Source organism: Actinomadura sp. NEAU-AAG7, assembly GCF_018603865.1.
GTDB lineage: Bacteria > Actinomycetota > Actinomycetes > Streptosporangiales > Streptosporangiaceae > Spirillospora > Spirillospora litoris.
This window is the reverse complement of the sequence record NZ_JAHFZY010000010.1, coordinates 253,892-264,406: the sequence shown is the minus strand read 5'-3', so window position 1 is coordinate 264,406 and position 10,515 is coordinate 253,892. Positions and strand designations below refer to the sequence as shown.

Sequence of the window (10,515 nt, the reverse complement as noted above, 5' to 3'; positions counted from 1 at the left end):
TGTTAAGCACGCCGCCAGCGTTCGTCCTGAGCCAGGATCAAACTCTCCATCAAGGCCACACGACCACCCAGGGGGCGAACCCCGAGCAGCCAAACCTCAGAAGAAAATCCCAGCAAACACCAACCCCAAAGGGTCGGCATATTGCCTCAAAGAAATCCCCAGCCCCAAGAATCCTCCCGAAGAAGGATGCACAGGGCCACGGGGCGACCCGACCGCATCACGGCCGGGCCGATAAAGGCACTGGCTTTTAACACGCTGTTGAGTTCTCAAGAAACGGACACCCACCGCGCCGAACCCGCTTCCGCGAGCTTCGCTCCGGGGCAACCCTTCTAACTTACCGGAATCTTCGAGCCTGTCAACCCACTCCGTGGAGTCGATCTTGGGTTCGTCGCCCGCCCCCGCGTGTCATCGCAACCGACGAGAATCGGCTGTGAGTGATCTTCGAGGAGTCCCAGGGCCGGCCACCTTGCGGCGTCCTGCATCCCGTCCGGGCTGTCCACTCCAGAGTACCTCGGCCCGAAGCGAGCTTCGAACCGTTTTTCTCCGGTGGATCCCCCGGGGCCGTCCGCCTTCCCGGCGTCCCGCATCCCCTTGGGGCAGGAAGAACATTAGGCAGCCCCGGACGGTCCGTCAAATCAGCCCGTCCAGGTCTTCGTCGACCTTCGGAAACCCCCTGGTCACGGGGTCTTCAGCGGTCCGCTGTCAGGTCTCCGTCAGTGCGGCGTCAGCGGGCGCGGCCGGATGTGCGGTCCGTGTCAGCGGCGTCCCCCACCGTGGTGTCCGGCACGAACGAAGGACGTCGAAGGGACGACATGAACCACGTGATCCAGGCCGAGGGCCTGCGAAAGCGGTTCGGGACCACACAAGCCCTGGACGGCGTGGACCTCGCGGTCAGGCGGGGAACGGTGCTCGGGGTGCTGGGGCCGAACGGCGCGGGGAAGACCACCGCCGTGCGGATCCTGGCGACGCTGCTCAAGCCGGACGGCGGGCGCGCCGAGGTCTGCGGCTACGACGTCGGCAAGGACGCGGGGCGGGTGCGGGCCCTGATCGGGCTCACCGGGCAGTACGCGTCGGTGGACGAGGAGTTGACCGGCGCGGAGAACCTCGTGATGATCGCCCGGCTGCTCGACTTCGGCCGGGCGGAGGCGAAGGCGCGGGCGCGGCAGCTGCTGGACCGGTTCCGGCTCACCGACGCCGGGTCGCGCGCGGTGAAGACCTACTCCGGCGGGATGCGCCGGCGGCTCGATCTCGCGGCGAGCCTGATCAACCACCCGGAGATCATCTACCTGGACGAGCCGACGACGGGGCTGGACCCGCGGGCGCGCAACGAGGTGTGGGACACGGTCCGGGAGGTCGCGGCGGAGGGCGGGACGGTCCTGCTCACGACGCAGTACCTGGAGGAGGCCGACGCGCTCGCCGACCAGATCGTGGTGTTCGACCACGGCCGGGTGATCGCGGAGGGGACGTCCGACGATCTGAAGTCGCAGGTCGGGCGGCTGACGCTCAGCGTCCGCGCGAAGGAGCGGTACCGGGTGGCGCAGCTCACCACCATCGTCGGCGAGGTGACCGGGGAGCGCCCGGACGTGCAGGAGACGACGGGCCTGGTGACGGTCGGCATCGCGGATCCCGGGGTCGTGTCGGCGCTGGTCCGGCGGATGGACGAGGCGTCGATCGTCGCGGCGGAGCTGGCGGTGCGGATGCCGAGCCTGGACGAGGTGTTCCTCACACTGACCGGGCACCCGGCCGAGGAGCGGCAAAGCGAACTGGTCACCGAGGGGAGCGTGGCATGACCGCGACGATCGCAGGAGTGCGTCCGATCGAGGAGCCGCCCGCGCGCGTCAGCGCGCGCCGGACGCTGCGGCACGGGCTGACGCTGGCGTGGCGCAACATCTCGCAGTTGAAGCACTCGCCTGAGAAGTTGCTGGACACGACGCTGATGCCGATCGTGTTCCTGCTGCTGTTCCTCTATGTGTTCGGTGGGGCCGTGGCGGGGAGCACCCACGCCTACCTCCAGCAGTTGCTGCCGGGCCTGGTGGCGCAGATGACGATGTTCGCGACGATGGGGCTCGGGACGGCGCTGAACGAGGACATCCACAAGGGCGTGTTCGACCGGTTCCGGAGCCTGCCGATCGCGCGGTCGGCGCCGTTGATCGGGACGGTGCTGGGCGACACGGTCCGGTTCGTCATCGTGATGACGATGCTGATGAGCTTCGGCACGTTGCTGGGCTTCCGGTTCCACACCGACCCGCTGTCGGTGCTGGCGGCGTTCGCCCTCGCGTACGTGTTCTACCTCGCGGTGAGCTGGATCTCGGTGCTGGTGGGGCTGATGGCGCCGTCGCCGCAGACCGTCCAGGGGCTGGCGTTCCTGTGGGTGATGCCGCTGACGTTCGGCAGCAGCGTGCTGGTGTCGGACACCTCCACGATGCCGGGCTGGTTGCAGAAGTGGACGGACATCAACCCCGTCACGCACCTCGCGGACGCGGTGCGGGCGCTCACGGTCGGCGGTCCGATCGGGAACCACGCCTGGTACACGCTGGCGTGGGCGGCCGGGATCGTCGTGGTGACGTTCCCGCTGGCGATGCGGATGTATGCGCGCAAGGCGTGAGCCGAGCGTTCGCGGGGGCGCGGGGCATCCGTCCGCGGACCGCGTGAGCCCGGGGCTCGTGCGGTGAGCGGGACAGGGCGAGACGCGCGATGCCGACCCGAGGCCGAGGGGCTGCGGGTCGGCATCGCGCGCCTCGGCGCGCGCGCCGGGCCGGGCTCAGGGGTCGGCGGTGAGCGCCGGCACGGCCGCGATGACCTGGCCGCGGGTGACGGCGCGGCCCCGCTCGTAGGCCGCGGCGAAGTCGTCCTCGCCCAGGGCGAGGGCCGCGGCGGCGGCCGTCCGGGCTCCGTCGTAGGAGGACCGGTCGCGGAAGCCGCGCAGGTGGTGGGCGGTCCCGAGGAGCTCGGCGGCGCGGGCGTGCTCGTCCCGGGCGGTGAGGTAGGCCGCGAGGCCGTCGACGAGCAGGGCGATGAGCGGGTTGCCGGCGAAGGTGTCGTCCTCGATGCCGTCGAAGGCGCGGGCGTGCCAGCGGCCTGCGGCGGGCAGGTCGCCGTCCAGTTCGGCGAGGACGCCGAGGCGGCTGTAGGTGCGGCGGCAGACCTGGGTGAAGTCGGGGCGGTGGCGGCGCGGCTCCGTCCAGGCGTGGGCGCGTTCGGCGTGCGCGCGGGCGCCGGCCAGGTCGCCCTCCCGCAGGCACAGCTCGGACAGCAGCAGCAGGGCGGACGCGGCGTCGTTGAACTCGCCGATGCGCTCCGCGCTGGAGGCCGCCTGCTCGCTGTCCCGGCGCGCCTGCGCGAGGTCGCCGAGGTGCGCGCGGGCGCGCGCCAGCTCGATGAGCATCGCCGAGCCCTGGTCGGGGCTGACGCCCATGGTCGCGTACCCGTACGCCTCCTCGCCGAGGCGGACGGCCTCGGCGGCGTCGCCGCGGGCGAAGGCGACCTGGGCGAGCCCGCCGAGGCCGAGGATGAGCCCGAAGCGGTCGCCGATCTCCTCGAACATCGCGTGCCCGGCGGCGGTGATCTGCGCGGCGTCCTCGACCCGCCCGTTGTTCATCGCGATGTGGCCGAGCAGGACGCGGACGGCGGCGCGGACCCACGGGTCGTCGTGTTCGGAGACGGCCTCCAAGGCGAGCCGGGTGGCGCCGAGGTCGCCCGCGAACAGGTGGCTGCCCGCGCGGACGAGGACGAGCGCGGGGTGGCGGGGCACCTCGGGGACGAACGACAGCGCGTGGGCGAACGACGCGCGCAGCGACTCGGCGGTCGGGCCGCGCTCGGACATCATCTCGGCGACGAGGTCGGCGGAGACGACGCAGATCGCGTACTGCTCGCTCAGGCCGGGCGGCGGGGTCTCGCCGGCCAGCCGGCGGGCCATCCGCGCGAAGCCGCTGGCCTCGACCTCCTGGTCGCGGATGAGCCAGTACCAGGCCAGCGCCGCGACGAGCCGCAGCGCGCTCTCGGTGTCGGAGGTGTCGCCGATGTGCCGGAAGGCGGCGGCGAAGTTGCCGCGCTCGGCGCCGAGCCGGTCGGCCCACAGGAGCTGGTCGGGGCCGCGCATCTCCGGTTCGGCGTGCTCGGCCAGCCAGACGAAGTAGGACGTGTGCTCGTCGCGGACGCGGCCCGCCTCCCCCGCCTGCTCCAGCCGCTCCCCGGCGTAGACGCGGACGGTCTCCAGCAGCCGGTAGCGGACCTCGGGGTCGCCCTCGGCCATGACGAGGGACTTGTCGACCAGCGCGGCGATCACGTCGATGACGTCGCCGGGGTCGGGCGCGTCCGGCGCGGGGAGCCCGCAGACGCGGACGGCGGCGGCCGGTGTCGCGCCGCCGGCGAACACCGACAGCCTGCGCAGGACGGCGCGCTCGACGTCGTCCAGGAGCTCCCAGCTCCAGTCGACGACGGCGCGCAGCGTGCGGTGCCGGGGCAGCGCCGCGCGGGTGCCCGCGCCGAGCAGCCGGAACCGGTCGCCGAGCCGCGCGGCGACCTGGCCGGGGGTGAGGGAGCGCAGCCGCGCGGCGGCGAGTTCGATCGCGAGCGGGATGCCGTCGAGGGCGCGGCAGATCGCGACGACGTCGGCGACGGTCTCGGCGTCCACGGCGAAGCCGGGGCGGACGGCGGCGGCGCGGTCGGCGAACAGCCGGACCGATCCATGGCTCAGCGCCTCGCCGGGGTCGGTCTCGTCCTCGCGCGGCAGCGGCAGCGAGGGCACGGGGCACAGCGACTCGCCGGTGATGCCGAGCGGCTCGCGGCTGGTGGCGAGGACGCGGACCCCGGCGGCCAGCCCGAGGACGCGGTCGACGAGCCCGGCGGCGGCCTCCACGAGGTGCTCGCAGTTGTCCAGCACGATGATCATCTGTTTGGCGGCGAGGTAGTCGGCCAGCCGGTCCAGGGGGCGCACGGCGGTGCGCTCGGCGGGTCGCACGGTCTCGGGGACGTCCAGCGCCGCCAGCACGGCGTGGACCACGTCGCCGGGCGCGCTGACGGGGGCGAGCGGCACGAACCAGACGCCGTCGGGCATCTCGTCGAGGAACGCGGCGGCGCTCTCCGCGGCGAGCCGCGTCTTGCCCGCCCCGCCGGGGCCGGTGAGGGTGACCAGGCGGCTCTCGCGCAGCAGCTTGCCGACCCGCCGGGACTCCTCCTCGCGCCCGACGAAGCTGGTCAGCTGTGCGGGCAGGTTGGTGCGCGCGGTGCGCGGCGGGCGTGCGGGCGCGGCCTCGGCGGCGGGCGCCCCGGCGCGGGGCGGAGGTTCGGCGGGCCGGCCGCAGCCGAGGTCGTCGTCGCGGCGCAGGATGGCCAGGTGGACGGAGGCCAGCTCGTCGGAGGGGTCGACGCCGAGCCGATCGGCGAGCGCACGGCGGGTCTCCTCGTAGACCTCCAGGGCGTCGGCCTGGCGGCCGGCCAGGTAGAGGGCGCGCATGTAGTGGCCGCGGAGGCGTTCCCGCAGGGGATGCGCGGCGGCGAGCGGTTCGAGCTCGGCGGCGGACGGCGCCTGCCGCCCGGCGGCCAGCTCGGCGTCCGCGAGGTCCTCGACGGCGGCGAGCCGCAGCTCCCCGAGCCGCGCGACCGCGGCGAGCGCGTAGTCGGCGCCCGCGACGTCGGCCAGCGCGGGCCCGCGCCACAGGTCCAAGGCGCGGCGCAGCGCGGCGGCGCGGCGGCCTGGGTCCGGTTCCGCGCGGGCGGAGGCGACGGCCCGCTCGAACGCGAACGCGTCCACCTCGCCCGGGTCGACGGCGAGCCGGTAGCCGCCGGGGCCGTGCCCGACCAGGTCGCGGCCCGCGACCGCGCGCAGCCGCGAGACGAGGGCCTGGAGCGCGTTGCCGCCGGGCGGGTCGTCCCACAGGTCGTCCAGCAGCCGCCCGGCCGACACGGGGCGGCCGCCCTCGGCCGCCAGCCTGACCAGGAGCGCGCGCAGCCGGGGGCCGCCGACCTCGACGGGGCGGCCCGCCTCGTCCCGCACTTCGAGCGGGCCCAGGATGCAGATGCGCACGTTTCCCCTCTCCGGATGCCATTGTCCCCGATGACGCCCTCGCCTGGGATCGTGAGGACATGCACCAGCAATCCGTGATCGTGTCAGGGATCGAGGTCGTCGCGCTGTGCGACGCGGTCGGGCCCATGGGCGAATCCCTGCGCCGTCCCCTGCCCGAGACGTTCCCGGGATCCGGCCCGCATTGGGACCGGCTCCGCCGCGAGGTCCCCGAGGCGTTCGGCCCGCAGGGCGAGTGGGTCCTGCGTTTCCACTGCTTCGTGCTGCGCCCGCCGCAGGGGCCGACGATCCTGGTCGACACCGGGATCGGCGCGGAGGACTCGCCCGCCGCGTCCTGGGCGCCGGTGCCCGGCGGGCTGCTGACGGCGATGGCCGGAATCGGCCTCGCACCCGGGGACATCGACGTCGTCGTCCTCACCCACCTGCACAGCGACCACGCGAGCGGCGCGGTCGTGGACGGCGAGCCGGTGTTCCCCAACGCGCGGCACCTCGTCCAGGCCGACGAACTGGACTGGTTGGAGAGCACCGGAGGAGCCGTCCTGGAAGACGTCGTGCGCCCGCTGACCCCCCTCATCGACCGGGTGCGGGGCGATCGAACACTCGCGCCGGACACGGCGACCACACTGACCCCCGGCCACACGCCGGGCCACCAGTCGGTCATCGTCGGAGACATGGACCTGCTGGTAGCGGGAGACCTCGTGCTGCACCCCGTCCAGCTCGCGGACCCCTCGGTCACCTACATCTACGACGACGACGCCGCGAAGGCCGCCGTCACCCGGACGGCGCTCCTGGAACGCGTCCGCGAGCGCGGCGGCGTCCTCGCCGCGCCCCATCTGCCCGAGCCGTTCGTCCCCGTCCCCGATGTGTGGGCGACGCACGACGGGTAGGGGTTCTTGTATGCCTAGAGCACAGATCAAGAACGAGAAGATGTACCAGCGGCTCCGGGAGCAGGGCGAGAGCAAGGAGAAGGCCGCGCGGATCGCCAACGCGGCGGCGGGCGAGGGGAAGAAGAAGGTCGGACGCAGGGGCGGCAAGAGCCCGGCCTACGACGACTGGACGAAGGACGACCTCATGAAGCGCGCCCGCGAGATCGGTGTCGAGGGCCGCTCGTCCATGAACAAGTCGGAACTGATCGACGCGCTGCGCAACCACTGATGGAGCTGGTCCTCGTCCTGGACTGCCTCCACCCCGAGGAGCTGGCGGAGTTCTGGGCGGCCGCGCTCGGCTACGAGCGCGGCCGCTACGAACCGCCCTACGTGCGCCTCACGGACCCGGACGGAAAGCGGCCTCCGCTGCTCCTGCAGCGCGTCCCCGAGCACAAGGCCGCCAAGAACCGGATGCACCCGGACCTGCGGATCACCGACATGGACGCCGAGCTGGCCCGCGTCACGGCGCTCGGCGCCCGGGTGGTCCGCGGGCCGTTCGACGACGAAGGCTGGCTGACCACGGTCCTCACCGACCCCGAGGACAACGAGTTCTGCCTGATCCGCGCCCCGGGCGGGGGCGCCTGAGTGAGCCCCACCCGCCCCGTTGTCTACGTTTGCCTCAGCCGGGGCGGGTAGGGCGCCTCCATGGATCTGGCATTCCTCAAAACGCTGTACCAACGTCCGGGCCCCTACGCGTCGGTGTACGCCGATCTCACCCGGACCACCGAGGACGCGTCCAAGGCCGCCGAGCTGCGGTGGCGGGCGCTGCGCGCGGACCTGGAGGCCCAGCACGCCCCGCAGGGGACCCTCCGCGCGGTCGAACAGGCCGTCGGCGAGGAGATGGACCTCCGCAAGTCCGAGGGCCTGGTGCTCTTCGCGGCGGACGGCGAGGTGCTGCACACCGAGCGGCTCCCCACCGCGCCCCGCGTCCCCCAGGCCCGCGTCGCCCCGCTCCCCCACGTCCTGCCCTACCTCGCCGAGCGCGGCGAGCGGTTCTCGCACCTGGTCGCCGTCGTGGACCGCCGGGGCGGCGCCATCGACTGCGTGACCGCCGCCGGCGACCACCGCCATATCGACGTGCGCGGGGACGAGGACTATCCGATCCGCAAGACCAAGGCGGGCGACTGGAACCAGTCCCGCTTCCAGCGCTCCTCGGAGAACGTCTGGAAGGCCAACGCCAAGAAGGTCGCGCACGAGATCGACCGCGCCGCCGAGCGCTGCGGCGCCGAGGCCATCGTGATCGCCGGTGACACCCGCGCCCGGACCGCCGTGCTGGAGGAGGTCTCCGACACCGTGCTGGCGCACACCGTCGAGTCCGACCGCAACATCGACATGAACGACCCCGACCTCGGCGCGGAGCTGGACCGCGTCCTGCGGCTGAAGAGCACCGAGCGCGTCATGGCCGTCGCCGAGCGCTTCGACCGGGAGCTCGCCAACGGCCAGCGCGCCGTCGCCGGGCTCCCCGCCACGGTCGAGGCCGTCCGCAACGGCCAGGTCGAGACGCTTCTCCTGGACGACGACCCCGACTCGCCCGCCCGCCTGTGGGTCGGCCCCGACCCCGCCCAGGTCGCCGCGTCGCCCGAGGAACTGCGCGAGGAGTTCGGCGTGGACGCCCCCCGCGAGGACCGCGCGGACGCCGCGCTCGTCCGGGCGGTGGCGGCGACGGACGGGGACCTGGTGGTCCTGCCCGCGGAAGGCAACCCGGGCCTGCACGTCGGCGCCGTCCTGCGCTTCACCGCCTAGAGAAACGAAAAGAGCGGTGCGGACGACCACACCACTCCGACGAGTGGAGCTATGGGGATTCGAACCCCAGACCTCCTCCATGCCATGGAGGCGCGCTACCAACTGCGCCATAGCCCCGCGCCGGCGAACCGGCCGAAGACGAGCTTAGTGCACGTTGGGAGCGGCTCGGGCCGCGGAGGGCATGCCCCCGCGGCCCGGGCACGGGTCAGCGCTGCTGGCGGGCGAGGTCCGGGATGCGGACCGTGAGGCTTTTGGGCAGGTCCGGGACGTTGAAGAGCTGCTCGTCCCGCGCGGAACCGCGGGTCTCCTGGTCGGAGCCCTTCGACTTCTTGTCGGCGCACAGCGCGTCGGCGAGCTCCGGCTTGTCATCCGGGAGCAGCCGCAGGATCGTCAGCACCTTCAGCGCCCGCAGGCAGTCCTCCCGGCTCTCCTCGCCCTGGACGAGCGGGTCGGGCGGCGCCGCGTTCGCGGGCGCCGCCAGGGCCAGGACGGAGGCGGCGGCGAGCGCCGCCGGAACGAGCCGCCTGCCGGTGATCCGTATTTTCATAGGGTCGTCCTCATCTCGATCACATCGCCACTCCGGTGGCTGTTCCGCATGATCAAGATTGCGAAGCCCGACACGGCGAAAGGAAGCCGCCGCCATGGCGAAGCCTTTGCGTCACACCCAGCCGAGCCGCTCGCCGACCTCGTCGGGCGCGTAGCCCCGCTGCCCGGCCTCGCCGATCCAGACCATGCCGTCCGCCTCCGCCACCGCGCCGACCGCGTGCTCCTGGGGCATCCTCGGCTGGATCGCGAGCCGCACCTCCATCCCGGGGTCGAACCGGCGCAGCTCTTCGATGAGGTCCGCCACGGTGACCTCCCGTGTCACACCTCTGCGATGTCTTCCCATACCACGCATGAAACCATCCCGGCACGACTGTTCGAGCCGTTCGTCCCGTTCGCCGGAATGATCTTTACCCGCCCACCCCCACCCCGAGCAAAAGAACCAGAAACCACGTCAACCTTTAGCGCCCCCAATACGTCGCACCCCGGCCGACAATTCCGCGGGTCCCCGAGAACCATTAACCACCGTCCGGCATCTCACCCCATAGCAGGATCAGCCAACGGAACTCGGGGGTTCCACATGAAGACCATGCGACGAACGACGCTGGGCCTGACGGCCACCGCCCTGGCGCTCACGGCCACGACCTACACGGCCACGGCGCACGCCGACGGCGCGGGCACCAGCCCGGCGATCGTCCGCGCCATCGAGTCACAGCAGTGGGTCGAGCTGGAGGCGGGCGACCGCGACTACCGCGTCACGTCCGTCCGCTGCTTCCTGACGCAGTTCGGCTACTACAACCACTGCGACGGCGACGTGTTCACGCAGGACATGGTCCAACCGGTCAAGCGCTACCAGACCGCCTACGACCTCCCGGTCACCGGCCGGATCGACGTCGAGACCTGGGGCGCCCTCCGCGACCGGGTCGGCAACACCGGCCAGAACGACGCCCGCAAGAACCAGGTGAAGGGCATCCAGTACGCGATGCAGAAGCTCCAGGCCCCCACCCTCAAGGTCGACGGCCTGTACGGCCCCGCCACCGTGAAGGCCGTCACCGCCTTCCAGAAGCGCAAGGGCATCAGCGCCGACGGCGTCTTCGGCCCCCGCACCTTCCGAGCCGCCTTCGCCGAAGGCGCCGAGACCAAGCACACCCCGACCCACTAAAACCAACAACCCGAGCCAGAGACCGCAAGGGACGAAGTCCCGAAGCGGGGGGCAAGGGGCGAAGCCCCAAAAGCGCGCGCAGCGCGCGACGGGGGGCGTGGGGGGCGGAGCCCCCCACA

General features: G+C 72.6%; 10 protein-coding genes and 1 tRNA gene. 7 read left to right on the top strand and 4 right to left on the bottom strand.

Features of this window, described 5'->3' with window-relative positions; genetic code table 11:
* The first annotated feature begins 812 nt into the window (after positions 1-812).
* Complete coding sequence (locus KLI87_RS36370) at positions 813-1,790, top strand: ATP-binding cassette domain-containing protein (RefSeq protein ID WP_214620656.1); 978 nt, start codon at positions 813-815, stop codon at positions 1,788-1,790.
* Entirely contained in the window at positions 1,787-2,605 is an 819-nt protein-coding gene (locus KLI87_RS36365; protein ID WP_156218050.1) for an ABC transporter permease, read from the top strand. The genes KLI87_RS36370 and KLI87_RS36365 overlap by 4 nt, the downstream gene beginning before the upstream one ends.
* Positions 2,606-2,761: 156 nt before the next feature.
* Here the strand turns inward: KLI87_RS36365 and KLI87_RS36360 are convergent, their stop codons facing one another.
* On the bottom strand, positions 2,762-6,025 hold the full coding sequence (locus KLI87_RS36360) for a BTAD domain-containing putative transcriptional regulator (protein ID WP_214620655.1): 3,264 nt from the start codon (positions 6,023-6,025) through the stop codon (positions 2,762-2,764).
* A gap of 59 nt (positions 6,026-6,084) precedes the next feature.
* Between KLI87_RS36360 and KLI87_RS36355 the strand changes: the two genes are divergently transcribed.
* From KLI87_RS36355 to KLI87_RS36340, 4 genes are read left to right on the top strand one after another with little or no spacing between them, the layout of a single operon-like run.
* Positions 6,085-6,909 (top strand): MBL fold metallo-hydrolase, encoded by an 825-nt coding sequence (locus KLI87_RS36355; protein ID WP_214620654.1) that lies wholly within the window; start codon positions 6,085-6,087, stop codon positions 6,907-6,909.
* 10 nt (positions 6,910-6,919) lie between these two features.
* Positions 6,920-7,177 carry a Rho termination factor N-terminal domain-containing protein gene (locus tag KLI87_RS36350; protein WP_156218047.1) on the top strand — a complete coding sequence of 86 codons (258 nt, stop codon included), beginning with the start codon at positions 6,920-6,922 and terminating at the stop codon, positions 7,175-7,177.
* The gene (locus tag KLI87_RS36345) at positions 7,177-7,533 is read left to right on the top strand and encodes a VOC family protein (RefSeq protein WP_214620652.1); all 357 of its coding nucleotides are present in this window, start codon (positions 7,177-7,179) and stop codon (positions 7,531-7,533) included. The genes KLI87_RS36350 and KLI87_RS36345 overlap by 1 nt, the downstream gene beginning before the upstream one ends.
* A 60-nt stretch (positions 7,534-7,593) precedes the next feature.
* Entirely contained in the window at positions 7,594-8,691 is a 1,098-nt protein-coding gene (locus KLI87_RS36340; protein WP_214620651.1) for a Vms1/Ankzf1 family peptidyl-tRNA hydrolase, read from the top strand.
* Positions 8,692-8,735: 44 nt separating this feature from the next.
* Here KLI87_RS36340 and KLI87_RS36335 read toward each other — a convergent pair.
* From KLI87_RS36335 to KLI87_RS36325, 3 genes are all read right to left on the bottom strand, one after another.
* Positions 8,736-8,808: transfer RNA gene (locus tag KLI87_RS36335), tRNA-Ala, on the bottom strand.
* A gap of 88 nt (positions 8,809-8,896) precedes the next feature.
* The gene (locus KLI87_RS36330) at positions 8,897-9,238 is read right to left on the bottom strand and encodes a hypothetical protein (RefSeq protein WP_156218044.1); all 342 of its coding nucleotides are present in this window, start codon (positions 9,236-9,238) and stop codon (positions 8,897-8,899) included.
* Positions 9,239-9,349: 111 nt separating this feature from the next.
* Positions 9,350-9,541, bottom strand: a complete 192-nt coding sequence (locus KLI87_RS36325) for a hypothetical protein (RefSeq protein ID WP_214620650.1) — start codon at positions 9,539-9,541, stop codon at positions 9,350-9,352.
* 282 nt (positions 9,542-9,823) lie between these two features.
* Between KLI87_RS36325 and KLI87_RS36320 the strand changes: the two genes are divergently transcribed.
* A complete protein-coding gene (locus KLI87_RS36320; RefSeq protein WP_173390834.1) occupies positions 9,824-10,396 on the top strand; it encodes a peptidoglycan-binding domain-containing protein in 573 nt (190 codons plus the stop codon).
* The last annotated feature ends 119 nt before the right edge of the window (positions 10,397-10,515 follow it).